Annotated in this window: 21 protein-coding genes and 2 pseudogenes; 8 read left to right on the top strand and 15 right to left on the bottom strand. The window is 52.8% G+C overall.

Going from position 1 to position 24,138, the window contains the following annotated elements:
- Window positions 1-112 precede the first annotated feature (112 nt).
- A complete protein-coding gene (gene pepD / locus OGV38_RS08770) occupies window positions 113-1,570 on the top strand; it encodes a cytosol nonspecific dipeptidase (RefSeq protein ID WP_016151863.1) in 1,458 nt (485 codons plus the stop codon).
- Window positions 1,571-1,623: 53 nt separating this feature from the next.
- Here pepD and dinB read toward each other — a convergent pair whose 3' ends face one another.
- The 3 genes from dinB to lafU form a co-directional block, all read right to left on the bottom strand.
- Window positions 1,624-2,679 carry a DNA polymerase IV gene (dinB, locus tag OGV38_RS08765; RefSeq protein ID WP_016155765.1) on the bottom strand — a complete coding sequence of 352 codons (1,056 nt, stop codon included), beginning with the start codon at window positions 2,677-2,679 and terminating at the stop codon, window positions 1,624-1,626.
- 66 nt (window positions 2,680-2,745) lie between these two features.
- Complete coding sequence (locus OGV38_RS08760) at window positions 2,746-3,387, bottom strand: DNA primase (RefSeq protein ID WP_269518838.1); 642 nt, start codon at window positions 3,385-3,387, stop codon at window positions 2,746-2,748.
- Window positions 3,388-3,442: 55 nt separating this feature from the next.
- On the bottom strand, window positions 3,443-4,357 hold the full coding sequence (lafU, locus tag OGV38_RS08755; protein WP_071600315.1) for a putative lateral flagellar export/assembly protein LafU: 915 nt from the start codon (window positions 4,355-4,357) through the stop codon (window positions 3,443-3,445).
- Between lafU and OGV38_RS08750 the strand changes: the two are divergent.
- Window positions 4,269-5,988, top strand: a pseudogene (locus OGV38_RS08750) (flagellar biosynthesis protein FlhA); the annotation flags it as partial. The gene lafU and the pseudogene OGV38_RS08750 overlap by 89 nt on opposite strands.
- A gap of 38 nt (window positions 5,989-6,026) precedes the next feature.
- Here OGV38_RS08750 and OGV38_RS08745 read toward each other — a convergent pair.
- Window positions 6,027-6,788 carry a C40 family peptidase gene (locus OGV38_RS08745; RefSeq protein WP_095715129.1) on the bottom strand — a complete coding sequence of 254 codons (762 nt, stop codon included), beginning with the start codon at window positions 6,786-6,788 and terminating at the stop codon, window positions 6,027-6,029.
- A 349-nt stretch (window positions 6,789-7,137) separates the two neighbouring features.
- On the opposite strand from OGV38_RS08745, the gene dpaA reads away from it, so the two are divergent.
- Complete coding sequence (gene dpaA / locus OGV38_RS08740; protein ID WP_286473188.1) at window positions 7,138-7,878, top strand: peptidoglycan meso-diaminopimelic acid protein amidase; 741 nt, start codon at window positions 7,138-7,140, stop codon at window positions 7,876-7,878.
- Here dpaA and OGV38_RS08735 read toward each other — a convergent pair.
- The gene (locus OGV38_RS08735; protein WP_016151816.1) at window positions 7,849-8,616 is read right to left on the bottom strand and encodes a class II glutamine amidotransferase; all 768 of its coding nucleotides are present in this window, start codon (window positions 8,614-8,616) and stop codon (window positions 7,849-7,851) included. The two genes, dpaA and OGV38_RS08735, sit on opposite strands and share 30 nt — an antisense overlap.
- Window positions 8,617-8,765: 149 nt before the next feature.
- Complete coding sequence (lpcA, locus tag OGV38_RS08730; protein WP_016151815.1) at window positions 8,766-9,344, bottom strand: D-sedoheptulose 7-phosphate isomerase; 579 nt, start codon at window positions 9,342-9,344, stop codon at window positions 8,766-8,768.
- A gap of 239 nt (window positions 9,345-9,583) precedes the next feature.
- On the opposite strand from lpcA, the gene fadE reads away from it, so the two are divergent.
- The 3 genes from fadE to OGV38_RS08715 all read left to right on the top strand — a co-directional run bounded on the left by fadE (window position 9,584) and on the right by OGV38_RS08715 (window position 13,494).
- Entirely contained in the window at window positions 9,584-12,028 is a 2,445-nt protein-coding gene (gene fadE, locus OGV38_RS08725) for an acyl-CoA dehydrogenase FadE (protein WP_149380688.1), read from the top strand.
- Between the two features lie 110 nt (window positions 12,029-12,138).
- A complete protein-coding gene (locus OGV38_RS08720) occupies window positions 12,139-12,906 on the top strand; it encodes an amidohydrolase (protein ID WP_016151813.1) in 768 nt (255 codons plus the stop codon).
- 177 nt (window positions 12,907-13,083) lie between these two features.
- A complete protein-coding gene (locus OGV38_RS08715; RefSeq protein ID WP_046275741.1) occupies window positions 13,084-13,494 on the top strand; it encodes a Spy/CpxP family protein refolding chaperone in 411 nt (136 codons plus the stop codon).
- A 15-nt stretch (window positions 13,495-13,509) separates the two neighbouring features.
- Here OGV38_RS08715 and OGV38_RS08710 read toward each other — a convergent pair whose 3' ends face one another.
- The 9 genes from OGV38_RS08710 to OGV38_RS08670 all read right to left on the bottom strand — a co-directional run bounded on the left by OGV38_RS08710 (window position 13,510) and on the right by OGV38_RS08670 (window position 22,613).
- Window positions 13,510-14,229 (bottom strand): EAL domain-containing protein, encoded by a 720-nt coding sequence (locus OGV38_RS08710; RefSeq protein WP_053389577.1) that lies wholly within the window; start codon window positions 14,227-14,229, stop codon window positions 13,510-13,512.
- A 1-nt stretch (window position 14,230) separates the two neighbouring features.
- Window positions 14,231-15,898 carry an O-antigen ligase family protein gene (locus tag OGV38_RS08705; RefSeq protein ID WP_286473187.1) on the bottom strand — a complete coding sequence of 556 codons (1,668 nt, stop codon included), beginning with the start codon at window positions 15,896-15,898 and terminating at the stop codon, window positions 14,231-14,233.
- A gap of 1 nt (window position 15,899) precedes the next feature.
- The gene (locus tag OGV38_RS08700; protein WP_016155755.1) at window positions 15,900-16,442 is read right to left on the bottom strand and encodes a fimbrial protein; all 543 of its coding nucleotides are present in this window, start codon (window positions 16,440-16,442) and stop codon (window positions 15,900-15,902) included.
- A gap of 9 nt (window positions 16,443-16,451) precedes the next feature.
- Window positions 16,452-17,516, bottom strand: coding sequence for a fimbrial protein (locus tag OGV38_RS08695; protein ID WP_286473186.1), 1,065 nt, complete (start codon window positions 17,514-17,516; stop codon window positions 16,452-16,454).
- Window positions 17,513-18,118 (bottom strand): fimbrial protein, encoded by a 606-nt coding sequence (locus OGV38_RS08690; protein ID WP_019076065.1) that lies wholly within the window; start codon window positions 18,116-18,118, stop codon window positions 17,513-17,515. The genes OGV38_RS08695 and OGV38_RS08690 overlap by 4 nt, the downstream gene beginning before the upstream one ends.
- Window positions 18,119-18,130: 12 nt before the next feature.
- Window positions 18,131-18,907, bottom strand: coding sequence for a fimbrial biogenesis chaperone (locus OGV38_RS08685; protein ID WP_046275745.1), 777 nt, complete (start codon window positions 18,905-18,907; stop codon window positions 18,131-18,133).
- A gap of 26 nt (window positions 18,908-18,933) precedes the next feature.
- On the bottom strand, window positions 18,934-21,405 hold the full coding sequence (locus OGV38_RS08680; protein ID WP_286473185.1) for a fimbria/pilus outer membrane usher protein: 2,472 nt from the start codon (window positions 21,403-21,405) through the stop codon (window positions 18,934-18,936).
- 41 nt (window positions 21,406-21,446) lie between these two features.
- On the bottom strand, window positions 21,447-21,995 hold the full coding sequence (locus OGV38_RS08675; protein WP_019076063.1) for a fimbrial protein: 549 nt from the start codon (window positions 21,993-21,995) through the stop codon (window positions 21,447-21,449).
- Between the two features lie 69 nt (window positions 21,996-22,064).
- Entirely contained in the window at window positions 22,065-22,613 is a 549-nt protein-coding gene (locus tag OGV38_RS08670) for a fimbrial protein (protein WP_286473184.1), read from the bottom strand.
- A gap of 645 nt (window positions 22,614-23,258) precedes the next feature.
- On the opposite strand from OGV38_RS08670, the gene OGV38_RS08665 reads away from it, so the two are divergent.
- Together OGV38_RS08665 and OGV38_RS08660 are read left to right on the top strand one after the other, a co-directional pair.
- Window positions 23,259-23,753 (top strand): winged helix-turn-helix domain-containing protein, encoded by a 495-nt coding sequence (locus OGV38_RS08665; RefSeq protein WP_286473183.1) that lies wholly within the window; start codon window positions 23,259-23,261, stop codon window positions 23,751-23,753.
- A gap of 50 nt (window positions 23,754-23,803) precedes the next feature.
- A pseudogene (locus OGV38_RS08660) lies at window positions 23,804-24,138 on the top strand (IS1-like element IS1B family transposase); the annotation flags it as partial.

The raw sequence follows: 24,138 nt of genomic DNA, 5'->3' as shown, positions 1-24,138 counted from the left end.
AGAAAGTGGTATTCTCAATCGCATCGCGCAAGCCTGACTTGTGATGTTTTTAATTCTGCTAACCCTGTGGCCTGCAAGCAAGTTTTGTAGGACATCGCCAAGGAGACTCAACGTGTCTGAACTGTCTCAATTATCCCCGCAACCACTGTGGGATATTTTTGCCAAAATCTGTTCTATTCCTCATCCGTCCTACCATGAAGAGCAGCTCGCTGAACACATTCTGAGCTGGGCCCAAGAGAAAGGTTTCCACGTCGAGCGCGATCAGGTCGGTAATATCCTGATTCGCAAACCCGCTACCGCAGGAATGGAAAACCGCAAGCCGGTCGTTCTGCAAGCGCACCTGGATATGGTCCCGCAGAAAAATAACGACACCGTGCACGACTTCACTAAAGATCCTATCCAGCCTTATATTGACGGCGAATGGGTAAAAGCCCGTGGTACCACGCTGGGTGCGGATAACGGCATCGGCATGGCGTCCGCACTGGCCGTTCTGGCTGATGACAACGTGGTACACGGTCCGCTCGAAGTGCTGCTGACCATGACCGAAGAAGCAGGTATGGATGGCGCGTTTGGTCTGCAGGCTAACTGGCTGCAGGCAGATATCCTGATCAACACCGACTCTGAAGAAGAAGGTGAGATCTATATGGGTTGCGCAGGCGGTATCGACTTCACCTCTAACCTGCCGCTGTCCCGTGAAGCAATCCCGGCTGGCTTCCAGAGCTTTAAGCTGACGTTGAAAGGCCTGAAAGGCGGTCACTCCGGTGGCGAAATCCACGTTGGTCTCGGTAACGCTAACAAGCTGCTGGTACGCTTCCTGGCGGGTCACGCTGAAGAGCTGGATCTGCGTCTGGTTGATTTCAACGGCGGTACGCTGCGCAACGCAATTCCGCGTGAAGCCTTTGCCACCCTCGCCGTGGCGGCAGATAAAGTTGATGCGTTAAAAGCGCTGGTCAACACCTACCAGGAAATCCTGAAAAACGAACTGGAAGCCAAAGAGAAGAACCTGGCTCTGCTGCTGGATGCCGTTACTCACGACAAAGCCGCGCTGACCACTCAGTCTCGCGACAGCTTCGTACGTCTGCTGAACGCCACCCCGAACGGTGTTATCCGCAACTCCGACGTAGCCAAAGGCGTGGTTGAAACCTCCCTGAACGTCGGCGTTGTAACCATGACTGACGACAACGTTGAAATTCACTGCCTGATCCGTTCCCTGATCGACAGCGGTAAAGACTACGTGGTAAGCATGCTGGATTCACTGGGTAAACTGGCTGGCGCGAAAACCCAGGCCAAAGGCGGATACCCTGGCTGGCAGCCGGATGCTAACTCTCCGGTTATGCACCTGGTTCGCGAAACCTACCAGCGTCTGTTCAACAAAACGCCAAACATCCAGATCATTCACGCCGGTCTGGAATGTGGCCTGTTCAAGAAACCGTATCCGGAAATGGACATGGTTTCCATCGGGCCAACCATCACCGGTCCACACTCCCCGGATGAGCAGGTTCATATCGAAAGCGTTGGCCACTACTGGACGCTGCTGACTGAACTGCTGAAGTCGATTCCGGCGAAGTAAGATTCTGCGCTAAATGCCGGATAGCGCTACGCTTATCCGGCAATCCATCAGAGTCACAGCCCCAACAGCAGCTGTCTTTCCAGTTGGGGATCCAGTAGCGTGACGTGTAATCCCACCAGCCTCACGCCTCGCCCTCCCCGACGTTCTTCCCAGGTTTTACGCGCCGTCGCAATTAAGTCATCTTTATTTAAGCGCGGCCAGACGTGCTCCTGCGTGGTCTGCTGAAAATCATTAAACTTGAGTTTTATCCCCTGGCGAGCGATAAGGAGATCCGGCTTTACCTTGGCCAGACGCCGTTCCAGTTCGGGATAAAGCCGCTCAATAATCGCCTCGCATTCTGACCACTCATGAATATCTTCCGCCAGCGTGCGCTCCACGCCGACGGATTTGCGCAGTCTGTCGTTGTTAACGTCCCGCTCGTCAATGCCCTGGCTTCGCTCCCACAGCACGCGACCAAACTTACCAAAACGTTTGAGCAGCATTGCCAGGTCGTATTTTTGAACATCCTCGCAGGTACGCAATCCCATTGATTCCAGCTTCGCGGCGGAGACTTTGCCGACGCCGGGAATTTTGCCTAGCGGTAACGTTTTGAGAAATTCAGGAACATCGGCAGGGGTAATCACATATTGCCCGTTGGGCTTGTTGAGATCGGAGGCTATTTTTGCCAGAAATTTAACCGGCGCAATCCCGGCGGAGGCGGTTAGCTGCAGCTCGTTAAAAATCGTCTGGCGGATCTCCTGGGCGATCAGCGTGGCAGAACCGTGGCAGTGGGTGCTGTCGGTTACATCCAGATAGGCTTCATCCAGCGACAGGGGTTCAATCAGCGAGGTATAGCGGGAGAAAATAGCCTGAATCTGGCGGGAGGCTTCTTTGTAGGCCTCGTAGCGACCGGGTAATAAGGTAAGATGCGGGCATAGCTTTAACGCCATTCCCGTTGGCATCGCGCTACGCACGCCAAATTTGCGCGCCGGGTAATTGGCTGTACTGATAACCCCCCGGCGCTCCCGGCTGCCGCCGATGGCAATGGGAATGTCACGCAGAGCGGGGTTATCGCGCATTTCCACCGCTGCGAAAAAGCAGTCCATATCAACATGTATGATTTTGCGCATTACTCGCCTCCCACAACACTGTTTAAGTATACAGTATTTTTATAGTGTGAGAAGTATGATTATTCCTTACGCCGGACCATTCATGACGAAGCGGGCATCGCACAGGTAACGCACAATATCCTTTTTCGTATGTTCTGCGGGATTCCCCGCCGTACTGACAAACAGTTTATTCACTTTGCGAACATTTGCCCGCAGCAGTTTTTCGATTGTCATCAGGCGGAAGGCATCATTTTCAACGCAGAAAAGCTCGTAGTCGCCCAGACGTTCACCACAAATTTCACAGTGATTCATCCAGTAACGTAGCCCGGTGGTTTTACTTTTATCGAGGTAGTAATTGCTGGCTTTGATGTTCTTTTTTATCTCTTCAGGCAGAGAATTAATGTGGAACAAAAAGCTGTTACGCCTGACCGACTGCCAGCCCTGACCATCCTGATTTTTCTTAATAAAGCGGGTAAACATCACGCCATGGATGCGGGTAATTTGGTGGCAACTCCAGCAGTGCATCTTCGAGGTAATCACCAGAGAGTACGGCGCGACAATATTAAAATTGTCGGTGTCGTAGACATAGTCACGAAGCGCCCCGTTTAGCTCGTGGGGTTCGGTGTACCAGATACCTGAAACCTTGTCGAAATGCGCCCCCTGACAGGCTACATCGGTGACGTTATCAGTATGAATCTCCAATGGAATAATCTGGGTTACATCTATCACATTGCCTTCCTGAGGAATAAATTGCCCCCACATTGCGTGGGGGACGGGAACAGAATTAATGAGTGACGGGAGCAGATTGCTGACGTAAAGAAGTCACTTGCTTTTGCTTGTCCAGCTTATCCACCAGCGGTTGCACAACCTTCTCTCCCTGCTGGCCAAAATATTGATACAACGTATCGGAAGCGCTTTGCGTCAGCACCATGATCTCAATGCGACGGTTCCCGGCACTTTCCGGGTTTTTCGCATCCAGCAGCATTTGGTCCGCCATCGCGCTGACCTGCATGACTTTATTCTGCGGCATTCCGGCATCCTCCAGCACGCGTCGCGCCGACAAAGCGCGGTCGCCGGAGAGGTTCCAGTTGTTGTAAATGTTACTCTTATAGCTCATCGCATCTGTATGCCCGGTGATGATTATCTTGTTATCCAGCGAGTCAAACACGGGAGTCAGTTCGACCAGCAGCGATTTAAAGAACGGCATAATCCTGGCGCTACCGCGCTCAAACATATTGCGATTCTGGTCATCTTTAATCAGTACGCGCAGCCCCTGAGGAACAATCTCCATCTCGAGGTTAGTTTCCATATGCGCATTGCGGGCGATAACGTTAATGTCGGTCGCCAGTTCGCCCAATTCGCGGGCTGATTTTTGTTTCAGCAGCACCGCTTTTTCATTCACATCCAGCGCCTTTTTCGCGTTCTCTTCCGTAATTTTCGCCGTCTCCTGCGGGTTGACGGTTTTATCGAGTTTGTTGCGCGTGACGTTTTTCTTCTGCGCTCCCGGCGCTATCGGCTGCTTGCCCAGCTTATTTAACGGCGCCATACCGCCACCGTTAAAGATTGACTGACCATGCAGCGCCGCCACGATATTTTCGCGGTCAGCTTTACTGACGCTGTTCACAATCAACTTTATCGTGGTTACCAAGGGTGCCGAGCGTATCTCCGAGGTTTCGGCCCGCTTTACGCTGGACGCCATGCCCGGGAAGCAGATGGCGATCGATGCCGATCTGAACGCAGGCCTGATTAATCAGGCACAGGCGCAGGCGCGACGTAAAGATGTGGCGGGCGAAGCGGATTTCTATGGCGCAATGGACGGTGCGTCGAAGTTCGTGCGCGGTGATGCCATCGCCGGGATGATGATCCTGGCCATCAACCTGATAGGCGGCGTCTGTATCGGTATTTTTAAATACGATTTAAGCGCCGAAGCCGCATTCCAGCAATACGTACTGATGACCATCGGCGACGGTCTGGTTGCCCAGATCCCGTCTCTGCTGCTGTCGACGGCGGCGGCGATTATCGTTACACGCGTGAGCGACAGCGGTGATATCGCCACAGACGTGCGTAGCCAACTGCTGGCCAGCCCCTCCGTACTCTATACCGCCACCAGCATTATGTTTGTACTGGCGGTGGTACCGGGAATGCCGCACTTCCCGTTCCTGGTGTTCAGCGCCCTGATGGGGTTCACCGCCTGGCGTATGAGCAAGCGCCCGAAGGTGGCTGAAACTGAAGAGAAAAATCTTGAGACGCTGACCAAAACCATCGTTGAAACCACCGAGCAACAGGTCAGTTGGGAAACTATCCCTTTGATCGAGCCAATCAGCCTGAGCCTGGGGTACAAGCTGGTGTCGCTGGTAGACAAATCCAAAGGGAATCCGCTCACTCAACGTATTCGCGGTGTACGGCAGGTTATCTCAGACACTAACGGCGTGCTGCTCCCGGAAATTCGCATCCGCGAAAACTTCCGTCTAAAACCGACCCAGTACGCCATTTTTATCAATGGGATCAAGGCTGATGAGGCCGATATTCCTTCAGATAAACTGATGGCGCTGCCCTCCAGTGAAACGTATGGCGAGATCGATGGTGTTTTAGGCCACGATCCGGCCTATGGTATGCCGGTGACGTGGATTGTCCCGGCGCAAAAAGCCAAAGCGCTAAATATGGGGCATCAGGTCATTGATAGTGCCAGCGTCATTGCGACGCATGTGAATAAGGTCATTCGCAACTTTATTCCCGACCTGTTTAACTACGATGATATTACCCAACTGCATAACCGCCTCTCTTCGATGGCCCCCCCGTCTGGCGGAAGATCTGAGCGCGGCGCTGAATTACAGCCAGCTCTTGAAGGTTTATCGGGCGCTGCTGGTCGAAGGCGTGCCGCTGCGCGATATCGTTACCATTGCCACCGTACTGGTCGCCAGTAGCGCCGTCACTAAAGATCATATTCTGTTGACGGCAGATGTGCGTCTGGCGCTCCGTCGCAGCATTACCCATCCGTTTGTGCGCAAAGATGAGCTGGCGGTCTACACGCTGAATAATGAGCTGGAGAATCTGCTGGCTAATGTAGTGAATCAGGCTCAGCAAAGTGGAAAAGTGGTGCTCGATAGCGTACCGGTCGATCCTAATATGCTGAATCAGTTCCAGACCAATATGCCGCAGATTAAAGAACAGATGAAAGCCGCGGGTAAAGAGCCGGTACTGCTGGTCGCACCGCAGCTACGTCCTCTGCTTGCGCGCTATGCGCGCCTGTTTGCACCAGGCTTACAGGTGTTGTCATATAACGAAGTTCCGGATGAGCTGGAATTAAAGATCATGGGGGCGTTGAGTTAACCCCTGACGAGGCGGTGCCATTCGCACCGCCTTTTTGATTACAGAATGGTATTTTCCGTCAGAATACGACGAGCGCCGAGATAATGATCCTGCCAGAAGTCATCGGATAAATTGCTCACCCGAATCGTTTCTCCCGTACGCGGCGATTCAATAAATTGTCCCTGCCCCAAATAGACGCCCATATGATCGGCAATATCCCGACTGTGAATATGAAAGAACAATAAATCACCACGACGAAGGTCGCGATTAGCGACGATGGTCGCCCGCCGATAGTGATACATTTCATTCGCCGTACGTGGCAATTTTGCTGCCAGAATTTTGTTGTAGGCATAAAAGATCAGCCCGCTACAGTCAAAGCCTTGTTCCGGGCTGGTCCCGCCCCACAAATAGGGTTTACCTAACTGCTGCTCAAGACGGTGGATTGCCACTTCGGTTATGTTGTGCAGATGATCGCTACTGAGAAAATGGTCATTCTCAGCCAGCTCCTGCCAGCGTTGATCGCTCGCTTTTAGTGGCCCCGGGAACCACTCCGGGTGCTGTTTAATCAGCGTCCTGTTTTGCTGGCGCAGCGCGCTTTTACTTTGCGCATTACCTTCCACCACATAACTTGCCTGCTTTTTTACCTGCGCGTGGTACTGCTTCAGCAGCCGGGCGCGGTTACGCATGCGTAATTGCGCCGCATAGCTTAAATGGGCGTCAGATAAGAGGGGCTGAACTTTGGCGACAGACGGCGAGGACAACACAACACACAAAGACAGCAGACCCGGCAAAAAGCGTCGGGGCGCAGAGGCAAAAGACATGAAAACAACACTACCTAATCAAACACGTTCGCCGCAGTCTACCGCTATTGCCGGGCATTCCATTTTAATATTCGATTATTAAATTATTAATTTTTTAAATTCAATATATTAGGAATTCTGCACTCAGAAGACTTAATGACGTGCGCTAACCCGCAAAATACGTCAGTGTCTGACTGCCTTTAAGCACAATTTTCCGTATAAAGAAAATCTAAAGTGTAAACGCCGCACGAGAGACTTGCGAAAAACTCTCTGGGTGATAATGTGAGCGCTCCAGATCCAGATTTATCCGATTTGGGAACTCTTTTTGCCGTCCTGGCGTGTGTAATCGTTTTATCAAGGAATAAGCAGTATGCGTAAAATCGCATTTTTTCTTGCGATGCTTTTATTGCCGTGCGTTTCATTTGCCGGTTTGCTGAGCAGCAGCAGCCAGACTACGCCTGTCAGCAAAGAATATAAGCAGCAATTAATGGGCTCCCCCGTCTATATCCAGATCTTCAAAGAAGAGCGAACGCTGGATCTGTACGTCAAGATGGGCGAACAGTATCAATTGCTCGACAGCTATAAGATCTGCAATTATTCCGGCGGCTTAGGTCCGAAACAGCGTCAGGGCGATTTCAAAAGCCCGGAAGGGTTTTACAGCGTACAGCGCGGACAGCTGAAACCGGATAGCCGCTTTTATAAAGCGATTAACATTGGTTTCCCTAACGCCTATGACCGCGCACACGGTTATGAAGGTAAATACCTGATGATCCACGGAGCCTGCGTTTCCGTCGGCTGCTACGCAATGACCGACAACGGCATTGATGAGATTTTCCAGTTTGTCACCGGCGCACTGGTGTTTGGGCAGTCCAGCGTGCAGGTTAGCATTTATCCATTCCGCATGACCGATGCCAACATGCAGCGCCATAAGTTCTCGTATTACAAAGAATTCTGGGCGCAGCTAAAGCCTGGCTACGATTACTTTGAACAAACGCGTAAGCCACCGACCGTTTCCGTCGTCGATGGCCGTTACGTTATCAGCAAGCCGTTGAGTCACGAAGTGGTTCAGCCGCAGCTGGCATCAAACTATACGCTCCCCGAGACAAAATAACGCCCACTCGCCTGGCATAATCTTTTGCCAGGTTTCATTGCCGGTTAGCGGCTGAGTGGCAATCACGGTGACCACATCATTGGGTGTGGTCTCTGAGCTAAAATCGATTTCCACATCCTGATCCAGCAGTGTCGCCACGCCAAACGGCGCACGACGGGTGATCCAAAACAGGTTGGTCGAGCAGAAAGCCATCACATAACGCCCGTCAGACAACAGCATGTTGAAGACGCCCTTCTCACGCAATTCTCCTGCCAGCATCGCGATATATTTAAACACTGCCGTCATATTGCCAGGCGTACGCGGATACCGTTCAGTCAGCTTGTGGAGCAACCAGCAGAAAGCTTTTTCGCTGTCGGTTTCCCCGACCGGGCGGAAATTACCGGTTTCCAGCGATTTATAGCCGCTGAGCTGTCCGTTATGAGCGTACGTCCAGTTACGTCCCCACAGTTCACGCGTAAATGGATGGGTATTTTCCAATGCCACTTCGCCACGATTCGCCTGACGAATATGGGCAATCACGGAACAGGATTTGATGGGATAGTCTTGTACCAGTTTGGCGATAGGCGAATTAAAGCTGGGTTGCGGATCTTTAAACGTACGGCAACCCTTACCTTCATAAAACGTAATACCCCAGCCGTCTTTGTGCGGCCCGGTACCTCCGCCGCGCTGAACCAGCCCGGTGAAGCTAAAGCAGATATCGGTTGGCACATTGGCGCTCATCCCGAGCAGTTCGCACATACATCACCTCCACAAACGCCTTTAAGCGGGAAGGCGTAATTGTTGCAGCCAGTTTAGATTCGGACAGCGCGCGGAAACCGGAGCGTACACGTAGTACGTGAAGATTTCGGGCACTGCCCGGATTCAAAATGGCAAATAAAATAGCCTTCTTACTTCACCATCTCTTTTTCGATCAACTGGATCAGGATATGGATCACTTTGATATGAATTTCCTGAATGCGGTCAGCATAGCCAAAGTGCGGCACGCGAATTTCGATATCCGCGCTGCCCGCCATTTTGCCGCCATCTTTACCAGTCAGGGTGATGACTTTCATCCCTTTCTCGCGCGCTGCGGCAATCGCTTTAATCACGTTACCGGAGTTACCCGAAGTAGAGATGCCTAACAGGACATCGCCTTCGCGCCCCACGGCTTCAACGTAGCGGGAGAAGACATAATCGTAACCGAAATCGTTGCTGACGCAGGAGATATGGCTGACATCAGAGATAGCGATCGCCGGGTAGCCAGGGCGGTTTTCGCGATAACGTCCGGTCAGCTCTTCGGCGAAGTGCATCGCGTCGCAATGGGAACCGCCGTTACCGCAAGAAAGTACCTTACCGCCAGCTTTAAAGCTGTCTGCCAACAGGACCGCCGCGCGCTGAATGGCGTGAATATTGGCGTCATCTTTAAGAAAATTAGCCAGCGTTTCCGCCGCTTCGCTCAGTTCGTTACGAATAAGATCCTGGTACATGAGGATATCCTTCAGCATGAATGTAAATGACAAGATGCAGTGTACCGGATAGCGCTACCAGCGAGAAGTACAAGCCACAGGAATGGCTGCGGCTTTTGATTTTTTGTGCCGGTTAAAACAGCAACAATGTGAGCTTTGTTGTAATTATTTTGTAAACACATTGCTAAAAGAATTTACATCCACTACAACCATATCATCACAAGTGGTCAGACCTCCTACAAGCAAGGGAGCTTTTCGTTATGATGATTTTGAGTATTATCGCTACGGTTGTTCTGCTCAGCGTTCTGTTTTATCACCGCGTGAGCTTATTACTCAGCAGCTTAATTTTGCTCGCCTGGACAGCTGCGCTTGGCGTGGTTGGCCTGTGGTCAATCTGGCTGCTGGTTCCTCTGGCCATTCTCCTCGTACCGTTTAACTTTACGCCAATGCGCAAATCCATGATCTCTGCGCCAGTGTTCCGCGGTTTCCGTAAAGTCATGCCGCCGATGTCGCGTACTGAGAAAGAGGCGATTGATGCCGGTACAACCTGGTGGGAAGGCGACCTGTTCCAGGGCAAGCCAGACTGGAAAAAACTGCATAACTATCCTCAGCCGCATCTGACAGTTGAAGAACAAGCGTTTATTGACGGCCCGGTGGAAGAAGCCTGCCGCATGGCGAATGACTTCCAGATCACCCATGAACTCGCGGATCTGCCGCCGGAACTGTGGGCGTATCTGAAAGAACACCGCTTCTTCGCGATGATCATTAAGAAAGAGTACGGCGGGCTGGAATTCTCCGCGTATGCTCAGGCTCGCGTTCTGCAGAAACTCTCCGGCGTTTCCGGGATCCTGGCGATCACCGTTGGCGTACCTAACTCCTTAGGCCCTGGCGAACTGCTGCAGCATTACGGCACCGAAGAGCAGAAGAATCATTACCTGCCGCGTCTGGCACGTGGTCAGGAGATCCCCTGCTTTGCTCTGACCAGCCCGGAAGCGGGTTCCGACGCAGGCGCGATCCCTGATACCGGCGTGGTTTGTATGGGCGACTGGCAGGGCCAGCAGGTGCTGGGTATGCGCCTGACCTGGAATAAGCGTTATATCACGCTGGCGCCTATCGCTACCGTACTGGGTCTGGCATTTAAACTCTCCGACCCGGAAAAACTGCTGGGTGGTGAAGAAGATCTTGGCATTACCTGTGCGCTGATCCCAACGTCAACCCCAGGCGTACAAATTGGGCGTCGACACTTCCCGCTGAACGTGCCGTTCCAGAACGGTCCGACGCTGGGTAAAGATGTCTTCGTGCCGATTGATTACATCATCGGTGGCCCAAAAATGGCCGGTCAGGGCTGGCGCATGCTGGTGGAATGTCTGTCCGTGGGACGCGGTATTACCCTGCCGTCTAACTCGACGGGCGGCGTGAAATCGGTCGCAATGGCAACCGGCGCGTATGCGCATATTCGTCGCCAGTTCAAAATCTCTATCGGTAAGATGGAAGGTATTGAAGAGCCGTTGGCACGTATTGCGGGTAACGCGTACGTGATGGATGCAGCGGCGTCGCTGATTACCTACGGTATTATGCTGGGTGAAAAACCGGCGGTGCTGTCGGCCATCGTGAAGTATCACTGTACCCACCGTGGACAGCAGTCAATCATCGATGCAATGGATATTACTGGCGGTAAAGGCATTATGCTTGGCGAAAGCAACTTCCTCGCCCGTGCTTATCAGGGCGCGCCTATCGCCATTACCGTAGAAGGTGCCAACATTCTGACCCGGAGCATGATGATCTTCGGTCAGGGGGCGATTCGCTGCCATCCGTACGTTCTGGAAGAGATGGCTGCGGCACAGAGTAACGATGTGAATGCGTTCGACAAGCTGCTGTTCAAACACATCGGCCACGTCGGCAGTAACAAAGTGCGCAGCTTCTGGCTGGGCCTGACGCGTGGCTTAACCAGCAGCACGCCAACCGGCGATGCGACCAAACGTTACTACCAGCATCTGAACCGTCTGAGTGCTAACCTGGCACTGCTTTCAGATGTCTCCATGGCCGTACTGGGCGGTAGCCTGAAGCGCCGTGAACGTATCTCCGCGCGTCTGGGCGATGTATTAAGTCAGTTGTATCTGGCCTCCGCGGTACTGAAGCGTTATGACGATGAAGGCCGTAATGAAGCAGACCTGCCGTTGGTTCACTGGGGCGTTCAGGATGCGTTGTACAAAGCGGAACAGGCGATGGACGACCTGCTGAAAAACTTCCCGAACCGACTGGTCGCGGGCCTGCTGAATGTGGTTATCTTCCCTACCGGTCGCCACTACCATGCACCGTCTGACAAGCTGGATCATAAAGTCGCGAAGATTCTGCAGGTTCCGAGCGCCACCCGTTCTCGCCTTGGCCGCGGTCAATACCTGACGCCGAGCGAGCATAACCCGGTAGGTTTGCTGGAAGAGGCTTTGCTGGATGTGATTGCAGCCGACCCTATCCACCAGCGGATCTGCAAAGAGCTGGGTAAAAACCTGCCGTTTACCCGCCTGGATGAACTGGCGCACAATGCGCTGGCTAAAGGGCTGATTGATAAAGACGAAGCCGCAATTCTGGTGAAAGCCGAAGCGAGTCGTCTGCGTAGCATCAACGTGGATGACTTTGAACCCGAGGCGCTGGCGACTCAGCCGGTAAAGCTGCCAGAGAAGGTGCGTAAAGTCGAAGCCGCGTAACGACACACGCACAACGTTTAGCCCCGCTTAATGCGGGGCTTTTTATTGCCACATTTCCGTTAGAGCTCATGCTACAGTGTCAAAATGTTGTTCAATGAGGAGCCTCGATCGTGCCCGGTTTGAAAATTACTCTGCTGCAACAACCGCTGATCTGGATGGATGGCCCGGCTAACCTGCGCCATTTCGACCGCCAACTGGAAACCGTCACCGGACGTGATGTCATTGTGTTACCTGAAATGTTTACCAGCGGATTTGCCATGGAAGCGGCAAGCAAATCGCTGCCGCAGGAAGAGGTTGTCAGTTGGATGCGCACTAAGGCGCAACAGACGAACGCCCTTATAGCAGGCAGCGCCGCTCTCCTGTCTGAACGTGGCCCGGTAAACCGCTTTTTGCTGGTCGAACCCGAAGGTAATGTCCATTTCTATGACAAGCGCCACCTGTTCCGCATGGCGGATGAACATCAACATTATCAGGCGGGTGACGCGCGGGTTATTTTTGAATGGCGCGGCTGGCGCATTCTGCCGTTGGTCTGTTATGACCTGCGTTTTCCGGTATGGTCGCGCAACCGCAACGATTACGACCTGGCATTGTATGTCGCCAACTGGCCGGCGCCGCGTTCGCTACACTGGCAGGTTCTGCTCACCGCGCGGGCAATTGAGAACCAGGCTTATGTAGCAGGATGTAACCGCGTGGGTACTGACGGTAACGGCCATCATTATCGCGGTGACAGCCGGGTGATTAACCCGCAGGGGGAGATTATTGCCACCGCCGAGCCACATCAGGCTACGCGCATTGACGCTGAACTGTCACTCTCGGCGCTGCGCGAGTACCGCGAGAAGTTCCCCGCCTGGCAGGACGCTGACCCGTTCACGCTGTAGATATCGCCTTCTTCCCGCTGCACAACGTTTTCCGTAGCGGGATTGTTTCACTCCGTAACCAACCGCAAAACAAATTCGCGTGGCGACGTGTTTCGGGCATCGTATTCTGCAAAGGATAATCACTCGTCTCCAGCGAGTGACAGACAATGTTAATAATTCCCTTATCAGGATCCCGAAATGAAGAACTTCGTACGCATGACTTTGCTGGCGGCAACCGTGGCTGGCGCTTCTTTTAGCACGCTTGCAGCAAACGTATCCACTGTACCCGCACCAGCTCAGGACCCGGTAGTTCAGCACCTTAAACTGAGCACTGACCAGGTTGCGCAAATCAAAAAACTGCACCAGCAGCTCGAAACCAACGTTAGCCAGATATCGGTGAAGGATGTTAAAGACGGCGCGTTGATTGACGTCATCAAGTCCGGGAAATGGGATGACGCCGCCGTCAAAAAACAGCTTTCCGCCTTCAGCAATATCGAACAGCAGGCGCGTTATTACCGCGTGAAATACTATTTCGACCTGAACAAAGTACTGACCCCAGAACAGCGCCAGCAGGTGCAAAAAGATATCGCACAGACGCTGAGCGAATAATGACCATGGCCTGAATCAGCAATGATTCAGGCTTTTCGGTAATACTTCCTGCTCGAACAAAAATCCCTGTACAGCATCTGCGCCGCTCATACGGCAAATGGCATAATCCTGCGGCGTTTCCACCCCCTCGATCACAACCCGTTCTCCCAGCCCGCGAAATTGATTGACCAGTACCCTTAACTGCCAATCCGACGTCCTGAACTGATGAAACATTCCGCTTTCAATTTTGATGGCATCGAAACGGATGCCAGACAGTCGCCAGACAAAAAATAGCTCAGGCGAAACATCATCCAACCACACGCGAAACCCGTGACGCACCAGGGTTTTAACGGCAATGCATACGGCCTGCTGTTCTGCCTTTTCCAGTCGCATCATGGTGCCCGGATCCTGAATTTCGATAACAATCCGCCCCTGATGCGCCTGTCGGGCGAGCTGCGCAATCCACGACAGACAGGTCAGCATCCTGACGGATAAATTCAGCGAATAACTTCCTGAGAGTGCCAGTACCTGCCGCATTTGCCACAGAAATAGCTGCTGTTTTGCGGTGATGGAAAGGTGCTTGAAAAAAAGATCGAGCGGTAGCGGCGTGCGTACCTGACTTAACACCTCACAGACATCCAGCGATGCATCATCAAAAAAATGGATGCGCTGCAAACGGATCCCGGTGATCCGCAGCAGCTCGGCGTTGCGGGGAAGCTCTGGCACATGGCGGGTCTGTTCGCTGAATCTGTTCATATCATTCCATTTTTTGATTGAAAGGACGTCGTGCATCCTGCAGCCACGGGATACGGCGATCGTTCGGGTATGTCAGGTAAAAGCGCGTCGCCAGACGATGCGCCTCAGGTAGGTCGCGCTGCTGTAACGCCAGCAAGATTTGCGTGAAGGAGACATTCGGGTCTGGGTGAACACGCACATAGTCAGGCGCCCAGCGGCGAACCGCTTCCAGCCAGCGAGCGTCCCGGGTACGCTGATACCGTTGCAGATACCCCATCTGAACATCAAACCGGTAGCGAGGGGCAAGGAGCCAGCCTCCTACCGGGAGCGACTCGGCCAGACGCCACTGCGCTGACTGCCGCTCCGCCAGCGTCAACTGCTGTTGCGTGTGCAGTGAGAGAAGCAACAGTGGCGTGAAGGTTAAAAACGAGATCAATGCCAGCGCACAAATCAGCGACGTCGACGTAAGCGTCAGGCGAGCCCCTTTTAGCGGGCTATCTGCACAACGAAGCAGCAGGATCAGCAGTAACCAGTGTGGTGTTGACTGCCTGGCGGGGTATTCCGTCAACATATGAATGACCACCGGCAGCGCCGCCACCAGACAAGCGCGACGCCAGCGATTTCCGTGCATCCACAGCCAGAAGCCCCCCGTAATAAAGCACAGCGCCCCCGCCAACCCCACCAGGCCGCCCTCCACCAGCCACAGCACCAGCTCATTGTGCGGATGCGAGATGCTGCTCAGCCCCAACGGCCCCGCGCGTTCGAGAAACACGGCGGCAAAACTGCCCACGCCCCACCCCGTCCACGGGCGTTCGGCAAATAATGCCAGTGACGTTTTAAGCACCGTCCAGCGCACCTGGGAAGTGGTCTGGTGATCGACTGTAGCAACGGACAAAAAATGGCGAGCGAGCGTGCCCGCCACCATGCCTAACGCCAGCGGCAGCAGAAGTAGCAACAACATACGGCGTTGCGCCGGGAAAACCACCAGCAGCAAGACTTCACCTACCACCACAGACACATAGCCGGTTTGCGACTGGGATTCATGCAGCACAAAGCCCATCATCACCAGAGCAACCCCGATGACAATTCGATATCTGTCGCGTAGCCGTAAAAAGAGCGGGGCTGACAGCAGCACACCAGATGCAGTGAAGCTGGCCATCAGATTGACCTGCTGAAAAATACCGTAGGGCCGCGTACCGCGTCGCCAGGCAAACTCCCAGTAATCAACTCCCGGCAAATGCCAGTACTGATACAAAAACGCCAGACATTCGATGACGCACGCGCCCCATAGCAGGGTCAGCAGTACCGTCAGGGTGTTTGCCGCAAGCGGAATCTGCAATGTCACCAGATAGACGAGCACGCCTCCCAGCAGCGCCCCTGCGACCAGCTGCGCCTCGAACTGCCAGACGCCAGGCGTCAGCAGACAAAGCAGCGTCAGGATGAGCGCCCCCATCGAAAAAACCGTGGCGGGGACAGTGATGCGCCAGCGTTGACGAGGAACCAGCACTGATGCGCTTGCAGCCAGCACAACGGCATAAATCCAGCTCGTAATATTAAGCGGCAACGACAGACCGCTGCCGCCGTTATTCAGCCAGTAGAGATGCATTCCCCCACACCAGAAAAACAGACTAATAACGAGCAATAATTTCTGCGCAGGCAGCGGGGCAATACGATTCAGTGCGTTCATCATGCTACTGGTAGTTCAGTGTCCAGGTCCCGCTGGCGCTGAACGGACCGTATTCGAGAGACTGATTTTTTATCGCCGACGGCTCTGCTGCGACCCACGCCCAAAAATTTAGCGTCATCGAGCCTGCAGTTATCTCTTTGACTGACGTGCTCTCATCAAGGCGAATTGCCGTGCCGTCCTCTTCGCTCATCCCAATACCGATCCCAGTCGCGCCACCCTGTTCACTGCTATCCAGCGCCAGATGATCGTCCAGTTCAGCATCCTCACTACCACTGAAAGTGACCGAGATCCCGCGAAAAACCTCGGGGTTGCAGTCGCGTAGCTGAATGCTGAATTTTTCCGGCTTACTGCGCCCCGAGAGATAGAGATCCTGCGTCGCGATTTGCCCGAAATCGACCTCGATTTTGTCGCCTCCTGGTGCCAGGCTGCAGGCCAGCGCTCTGATAGTGCCGTGAAAATACATATCACCGCCGACCAGTTTGGTGTCGGCCTGCGCCATGCCGCCAAGCAGTAACACACCGATCGCGAATAACGCCGAAAATCTCATGGCATCCCCCTACTGAAACTGCGCAACAACGGTGGCAGAGGCTTCAAACTCACCTTCCTTAACGCTTCCCACGCCCGGCTTTGCCACCGGTGCAGCGGTGAGATTCCAGTCGCCCTGATTCTGGTAAAAACCTTTCACGTTATAGAATTGATTGGGCACGACGGTGCCACCGCTCTCGTCTTTAAGCATAATGCCGAGATCGTCGCGCTTTTGTCCGCCGCTCAGCGTGCCGAGGAGATGATCGTTGAACCCCGCCGTGCCTGACGCCGTGGTAGTTTGTACGCCAAGATTAATGTTCAGCGCGCCCTGATCGAAGCTGCCGCCTTCACAAACAACATGAATGGGGATCGACTTGCTGTAGTTAGTGCCATTGAGCCGGGCAGCGGATCCTGGCAGATCGCCAAACTCAATACTGATTTTGTCTCCCCGGTTGAAGGTGCATTTGTCCGGTACGGTAATCAGCCCGGATTTAATCACCACACGGGAAATCGCCGTAGTGGGCGTAGGTCCCGCGCTCCCCATGCGCCCGGCAACCTCCACCAGCGATTGGGAAGTGATATTGATGCCGTTGATAATGGGTTTAGTGACAATAAACGTCACTTTCCCTTTTGAACCACTTTCAACGTTAGTGGCGCGCGTGTAGCCCTTGCGCTTTTTGCAAGTGTTATTGCTGTTGCGGTTTGAAACGTTGGTAAAAGGCGCCTGAACATACTGTTTATAGCCCCCGGCAACCCACACCTGCACTTCCACATCCAGATACTCGTTTAGCCGAAAACGGTTCGCCCCCTGATTTGAAGGCGGCATCGTAGTCGTGGTGGTGTAGTAAATCGGCGACCGGGAGATGTCAGCCTGCTCGCAATAGAAACTCACCACATACCAACTGCCCAGGTTCCAGGTAAACGGATCCGTTCTGCCCCCCACGTGGTTTTTACTGACATCCAGCGAGCTCAATTCGATATCGTACTGATGCGGCGACCCGCCCTCCGGCTCACCTTCCCCCTGTGTAAATGCCTGCCCGGCCAGTGGAGAGCCAGCCAGGGCAACCCACAACAGCGCTTTGCGTAATACGCTCATAGATACTCCAGCTTAAGTCTCACCAGGCCGTTAAATTCTCCGGCAGTCACCTCTGGCCCAAAAGATTCCAGCGTGGCCAGAAAGTGAATGGCGTTATCGCCTGGTTTGAGGATCCACATCCGTTGCGGTTGGTTCAGATGGATCAACTGATTACGCTCGGTCAGTAGCCGAATGCCCGCGCCGCGCACATCACCACGAATACGCCCCAGGTCACTGTTTTCCGGCGCGCCTTCGGCCATCAGCGTCATCGAAACGCCACGTTCCACCGTGCTGTGCGCCAGCTCAGGCATTTCGCTGGTCTGCCCGGGGAAATCCCTCAGGGTATGACCAGAGCCCTTTAAGCAGCCGTTCAGGTACAGCGTGACCAACACCGGTTCGCTGCGATCGCCGCCCTGGCGAAATCGACTGGCGGAAATATCACCAAGATTGATGGTCTGATCGCGTGAGGCCATATCCAGCACGCACGGCGACACGTAGACCCGGCCGTGAAAGCGGACGTTGCCATACTCACCGGACACGTTGCTCATATCCTGGCGGCCGCTGGTGGCCTGAACCTGCCAGGCCATGCCCGCCATCAGCAGGGCGCAAAGCATCTTTTTCATTTACGATTCCTGTTACCGGGGCTGTTGCTCCATCGGCAATGCTTTACATACATTGCCTGTGCAGCTGAATTTCAGTTCGGGATGACCGCCAAAATCGTTCACGTACATCATGCTGAACTGGCTGACGCTGCCGTCCGTGACGCTGAAATCGAGAGAGGATTTTGGTGAGACCATAACGCCGGGGAAGTCGGTCAATCTGCCGCCTCCCTGCGCTTCTGGCTTGCGGCTTAAGCCGATTAAGGTGACGAAGTAAGGCGTTGGGTTATCCACACTCCAGCGCTGGCCCTGCTTGTGAAAGACCAGTTGGTTTTGCCACACGGCGCCCGGCGTTTCCGGCACAATGGCGGCCGGACGGTAGAACAATTTGATGCGCGACTGCATCGCCAGTTGCAGCACGTTCGGCTTATCCGGTTTAGGCGGAATTTCACGTACGTTCAGGTAGAACAAGCTCTCGCGATCCTGCGGCAGGGCGTTGATCCCGCTGGTTTTCGTCACGCGGGCAATTCCCTTTTGCCCGCCGTTAATTCGTTGCAGCGGCGGTAAGACCATTAGCGGCGAGGTAATTTTTGTTCCGTTGGCATCTTCCACCCACGACTGAGCCAGAAACGGAATGCTCGGGCTGGTATTGGTTAAGTTCGCACTGACTGAGCGCGCATCACCAGTGATGATCATGCGGGTACGGTCGAGCGCAATACCTGCCCATGAGGTGTTGATCTCGGCAATCAAAAGCAGGCCACAGGCCACGGGTTTAAGCCAACGCTGCACGGAGTAAAAAGCTTGATTATTCATGACAAAATTCATTCAGGTTATTGAAATTATTCACAAGGCAACAGCACGTTACCTTCCGGGTTGATTTGTTGTGGCACCTGTAAGTGGCACTGCGCACGGCCAGCCCAGGCAACGGAAAGACGCTCAGCCGGATTCACACCCGCAATCCAGGCCATACCGTTTTCCATTACCATGGCGACGCTAACGCCGTTAGCGTTAAACACTTCGGCGCCAAACGGCGGTACCGAACCATCCTTCAGGCGCAGCAGCGCCATCATTTTTTGCCCCTGCGCCACGGCAAAATGCTGGTAGCCAATCGCACCTTCCGTCAGGGTGTTGGTCACGATGGCTTTAGTCGCGGAAATGTCCTCGTCCATTGCGTCCACATCGATACGGGTATCAAAGCTGTGATAGCTAACGACGTCCGGTACGACGGCAATACCGAAGCGGTTTGAGTGCGCCTGTTCGCCGTTCAGCGGCACGTTCGCCACCCCGTCGGTATCAACCATCACTCTGGCGGTATTCATCGACGCCTGGCTGTTGTGCAGCGCCGCACCGTGACGCGTCGCGGTAAAGCCGCCGCGCATCGTGCCGCCAACGGAGAAATAACGTGATTGCTGCCAGCTGACGTTAGATTCCAGTTCCGCCATCATGCTGCGGTGCTTGTAATAGCCATCAAACGCCGTACGCCCTTCACCGGAAACCCCTGTGCGCAAACGCCACGGATTGTTACGGTCGCGGTTATCGGAATACGAAACCATCTGGCTGGTCTGGTTGCCGCTGTTCTGTAATTCGTAATCCATAGAGCGGCCATCGCTCCATGGCACCGAGATTGAAAGCGAAAGACTGTCGTCTCGTTTGCCCTGATACTCCGAGCGGTAAGCCGCAACGTTGGCGCTGATCCCCTGGATGCCAGCAAATGAAAAGCTGTGCCCCATCGATAATCCGTAACGATCCTGGGAACCGCGATCCCAATAGTTCTGGTGGGTATAGGTCAGGTACAGCGTGGTCGCTAATAGTGGGTCGTCAGCAAAGAAGGTTTTGTTGCCGGTGATGGTGTACATCTCTTTTTCGTTGCCGGCACTGTTGTTATTTTCATACTGCTCGTCGAGAAACTGCGAGAAAGTGCGGAAGTTACGCTGTGAGAAGCGGTAACCGGCAAAGGTGATGGCGCTGTTGTACTCATCAAAAGTTTTGGCGTAGCTGAGCTTAAAAGACATGCCTTTTTGTTCAGCCTGATGCTTTACCCGACTCACGGATTGCGTCGCATCAGCCGACAGCGCCCCCAGCCAGCTCAAGTCCCGCCCAATCCCCATCGACCAGGCGTTATAGCGATCGCCAGTCAGCAGCGCGCCGCCGTACAGCGACCAGGCATTGCTGACCCCCCATGAAAAATCACCGCTATAAAACGCAGGCCCCTGAACGTCGTGGTTATAACGCGATGGCTTCCCGACCGCGGCGTTGTAGCGCACATAGCCTGGTCGCGTCAGGTAAGGAATATCGGCCGTATTGACCTGAAAAGTGTGTACGCTGCCATCCTGCTCCTCGACGCGAACATCCAGCGTGCCGCGTACCGAACCGTGCAGATCCTGAATATTAAATGGCCCTGCAGGAACGGTGGTTTGATAGATAACACGGCCCTGCTGACTGACGGTAACCTTCGCATTGCTGCGGGCGATGCCGTGCACTTCAGGCGCGTAGCCCTGCAAATTCGGTGGCAACATACGCTCGTCGCTGGCGAGGTTAGCCCCGGTGAAACGTACCGAATCAAAAACCTGAGAATTCAGGTAGATTTCGCCGACCGTCAGTTTTGCAGCCTGCATCGGCAACGGTCGATAGGCATAGATCTGATCCCAGTCGATACGGCCGCGATTATCATCCGAAGCGTAATTGGCCTGATACTGGCCACGAAATCGCCACGCGCCGAGGTTAAAACCTGTCTGCCCATAGCCAGACAGAGAGCGATAACGATCGCCGCCCTGTTCATAATGTGTGGCCTGGCCCGAGACGCTGTAGTCAAAAATCAGCCCCGCGACGCCGTTATCCCAGCGCTCCGGTGGCGTCCAGTCTGGATCGGTATATTTCATCCACGCCTGAGGCACGATAATGTCCAGTACGCCTGCGCTATTATTCAACGCCACACCCGGCAGGCGGGAAATGTCATAGCAGGTCGCGCTAATCAGATGAATATAGGCCAGCGCTTCTTCTTTGAGCGCCAGTAATTCGAGTTGTTGCGGGGTCAGACATGCCATGGATTTATGCGGGTTGGCAGGATCGACGATATAACGGATCGACTGCTGTGGAATCTCCTGGCTGTTAATACGAACATCCAGCAGATATTCTCCGGGAGTCACAAAGTTGCCTTCGGAAAAACGCTGCAAATCGACATTGTGCCTGTCGCTGGCATCCAGTACGTCGGTATTAAATTCAATGGCCTCATCCGCTTCAGCCCATGAAGAGGCACAGACCAGAGCAATAAAAAGCGCCAGACGTTTTTTATCTGTTTTCAGCGTGATCATTTTCGTTCGCAAACCTTCAGATACCCGAATTGCAGTGCAGCTCAGAGATAATTCACAACAAAATGCGTGACCGCAGTAAATTCGCCAGATGTCATTCTTCCGTCGCGGGAGATCAAATAAGCCGTAAAATTGAGCGTGTTTTTCCCTGGATTAAGCACATAGTCCGGTGATGGCTCACCCAGATGAATTTGCTGTCCGTTGCTGTCATATATTTCTATCGCTAAATTTTCAGTTTCCGATTGCACGCTTAGATAATCAGGATTGTCACTATCCGGTGCGCCAGAAAAGGTAATATTGGCGCGTTGAAACAGATTCCCGGGGTGTTGAGAATCCCCTAATGAACATCCCAACAAATGAATGCTGAAATCATGCGCTGATACTTTCTCTGGTTTTCCGGAAATATCTCTGGCTGAGAGATCATCAAATTCAACCAGTAGCGACCGGTCGCGTGGATCGACATAACAGGCAGCCTCAATAATATTTCCGCGCATGCGCATTTTGCCGGGCGTACTGACAAGACGATTGGTGTCAGCCAAAACCCATGCAGGCGATATGAAGATAAAAAGCAGTAAAATTCGCCATCCAGGCATCACCGCATTTCCTTTCAGTTATTCGCAGGAAGGGTTAAGCAGGCGCGTTAATGCGCCTGCTGCAGATCGTTACTGGTAGTCGATCTGGAAATTAACGGTAGATTCGAAATCACCCGGAGTTACCGCGACAGATGCGTTGTTTGCCTGCAGGTAAGCGACGAAATCAATGTCGGTTTCACCATCGGTAATGTTGACCTGAGAGGCGGCTTGACCCCATTCCACGTCCTGGTTGCCACTGTCAATCATACCGATGCCCGCACCCTTTGCAGTACCAGAGGTGAACGCAGCCAGCGCGTTGTTGTCTGTATCAATCGTTGCCGGGGTATAGGTCACAGTGGCCGTTTTCGCGACGGTCGTATCACAGCCCTGCAGAACGATTTTGGCATGCTTAACGCCAGCACGTTGGTTGTCTTTTAACTGAGAAGTTGGGATCTCACCAAAATTAACCTGTACCGGGCTGGATTCTGGTGCCAGACCACAGGCGGAATTAACCAGAGAACCGGTGAAGTGAATTTTACCGTTAGTAGGTTCGACATTTTTTGCAGCAAAAGCAGAAGAGGCAGTAAAAGTCATTCCCGCCATCAGCGCACAGGCCACAGCCACGTTTTTCATTTTCATATTACTACTTAACCTTATATCTGTTTTTTAGTTATTCCGAAGATCTATTTCCGCAGATAATTTATGTCCGGAAAATCCTGATCTGCAGGTGGCGGTAGCGCATATCCTTGCAAACAATCCATCTCAAGCCGCCCCGTATTTTGAACTTCATTGGTATTCCATCCGAAATACCGTCCACAGTTGTTTACGCTGTTTCGGGGCTTATATTAAGTCGACGAGAAAATGACACAATGCAAAAATCCGGTATTAATCAAACTCAGGGAATCATGTTGTAACACTGTCTGCACAGCGATCGTTTACCTAAAAAACCGCCAAAAATCACGACTTAGCCAGTGTTAGTATCTATCATTTAGCATTTTTATAGAGTTTTTATCTATCAACTATTTTTTTATTTAGCCAGAACAACAGGCAAAATGTATTTATGAAATTTTTGTAAAAATGAAATTGGATATCAAAAGCGAGTAATGACAATAAGATAGTGAAAGAGAGGAAGGAGAAAAGAGGATTCTATAAGAGATATTAAAATATTGTTATATAAATATTAATAAAGCGATCTATGGTACAACCATTTTTTATAAATGAATTATGTTATGCTATTGCTTCACCCACTCGAATGCGAGATATCCTGCTTTAAAGGAGACATCAGTGATTTCTCATATACCAATAAACAAAATTAAATCCGTAATTATTGGTGATGGCTTAGTTTTCAGACCACATAAAAATACCCTAAAAGACCTGGCATCTGGTGAAATGGCCACATTGAATAATGTGGCAACACAATTACTGCTCTATTTGTTGCAAAATGGTAAAGAGATATCCTCGCGTGATGAAATTCTGCTGAATGTTTTTCAGCATAATGGCGCCAGAGCGACGGATGCGAATCTCAATCAGCACATTTCATTTCTGCGCAAAGCAATAACGTCTACGGGTCATCCTGCAGAGCTCATCGTCACAATTCCGCGGATGGGATTTCGGATGGGCGACGCTAATATCAATATTCAGCAACTGGAAGAAGCGCAAGCTCCCGCCAGAATTGCCAATGTTGCATCGACGCTCAACAAAAAGAAACAAAGCCGTTGGCCTGTGGCGATAACCGCGTTAATTACTGGTATCGCCGTGCTGGCGACAGCGTGGTGGTGATGCTGCCAACTTACTGATTTAGTGTATGATGGTGTTTTTGAGGTGCTCCAGTGGCTTCTGTTTCTATCAGCTGTCCCTCCTGTTCAGCTACTGACGGGGTGGTGCGTAACGGCAAAAGCACTGCCGGACATCAGCGCTATCTCTGCTCTCACTGCCGTAAAACATGGCAACTGCAGTTCACTTACACCGCTTCTCAACCCGGTACGCACCAGAAAATCATTGATATGGCCATGAATGGCGTTGGATGCCGGGCAACCGCCCGCATTATGGGCGTTGGCCTCAACACGATTTTCCGCCATTTAAAAAACTCAGGCCGCAGTCGGTAACCTCGCGCATACAGCCGGGCAGTGACGTCATCGTCTGCGCGGAAATGGACGAACAGTGG

Source organism: Citrobacter sp. Cb080 (assembly GCF_030334745.1).
GTDB classification, from domain to species: Bacteria; Pseudomonadota; Gammaproteobacteria; order Enterobacterales; family Enterobacteriaceae; genus Citrobacter; species Citrobacter braakii.
This window is presented reverse-complemented; position numbering and strand designations above follow the sequence as displayed.

Bases quoted from the DNA above. Each gene is read 5' to 3' on its own strand.
- dinB (WP_016155765.1), bottom strand. From the start codon at position 2,679: ATGCGCAAAATCATACATGTTGATATGGACTGCTTTTTCGCAGCGGTG.
- lafU (WP_071600315.1), bottom strand. From the start codon at position 4,357: ATGGCGTCCAGCGTAAAGCGGGCCGAAACCTCGGAGATACGCTCGGCA.
- OGV38_RS08745 (WP_095715129.1), bottom strand. From the start codon at position 6,788: ATGTCTTTTGCCTCTGCGCCCCGACGCTTTTTGCCGGGTCTGCTGTCT.
- dpaA (WP_286473188.1), top strand. From the start codon at position 7,138: ATGCGTAAAATCGCATTTTTTCTTGCGATGCTTTTATTGCCGTGCGTT.
- OGV38_RS08735 (WP_016151816.1), bottom strand. From the start codon at position 8,616: ATGTGCGAACTGCTCGGGATGAGCGCCAATGTGCCAACCGATATCTGC.
- lpcA (WP_016151815.1), bottom strand. From the start codon at position 9,344: ATGTACCAGGATCTTATTCGTAACGAACTGAGCGAAGCGGCGGAAACG.
- fadE (WP_149380688.1), top strand. From the start codon at position 9,584: ATGATGATTTTGAGTATTATCGCTACGGTTGTTCTGCTCAGCGTTCTG.
- OGV38_RS08715 (WP_046275741.1), top strand. From the start codon at position 13,084: ATGAAGAACTTCGTACGCATGACTTTGCTGGCGGCAACCGTGGCTGGC.
- OGV38_RS08710 (WP_053389577.1), bottom strand. From the start codon at position 14,229: ATGAACAGATTCAGCGAACAGACCCGCCATGTGCCAGAGCTTCCCCGC.
- OGV38_RS08705 (WP_286473187.1), bottom strand. From the start codon at position 15,898: ATGATGAACGCACTGAATCGTATTGCCCCGCTGCCTGCGCAGAAATTA.
- OGV38_RS08700 (WP_016155755.1), bottom strand. From the start codon at position 16,442: ATGAGATTTTCGGCGTTATTCGCGATCGGTGTGTTACTGCTTGGCGGC.
- OGV38_RS08695 (WP_286473186.1), bottom strand. From the start codon at position 17,516: ATGAGCGTATTACGCAAAGCGCTGTTGTGGGTTGCCCTGGCTGGCTCT.
- OGV38_RS08690 (WP_019076065.1), bottom strand. From the start codon at position 18,118: ATGAAAAAGATGCTTTGCGCCCTGCTGATGGCGGGCATGGCCTGGCAG.
- OGV38_RS08685 (WP_046275745.1), bottom strand. From the start codon at position 18,907: ATGAATAATCAAGCTTTTTACTCCGTGCAGCGTTGGCTTAAACCCGTG.
- OGV38_RS08680 (WP_286473185.1), bottom strand. From the start codon at position 21,405: ATGATCACGCTGAAAACAGATAAAAAACGTCTGGCGCTTTTTATTGCT.
- OGV38_RS08675 (WP_019076063.1), bottom strand. From the start codon at position 21,995: ATGCCTGGATGGCGAATTTTACTGCTTTTTATCTTCATATCGCCTGCA.
- OGV38_RS08670 (WP_286473184.1), bottom strand. From the start codon at position 22,613: ATGAAAATGAAAAACGTGGCTGTGGCCTGTGCGCTGATGGCGGGAATG.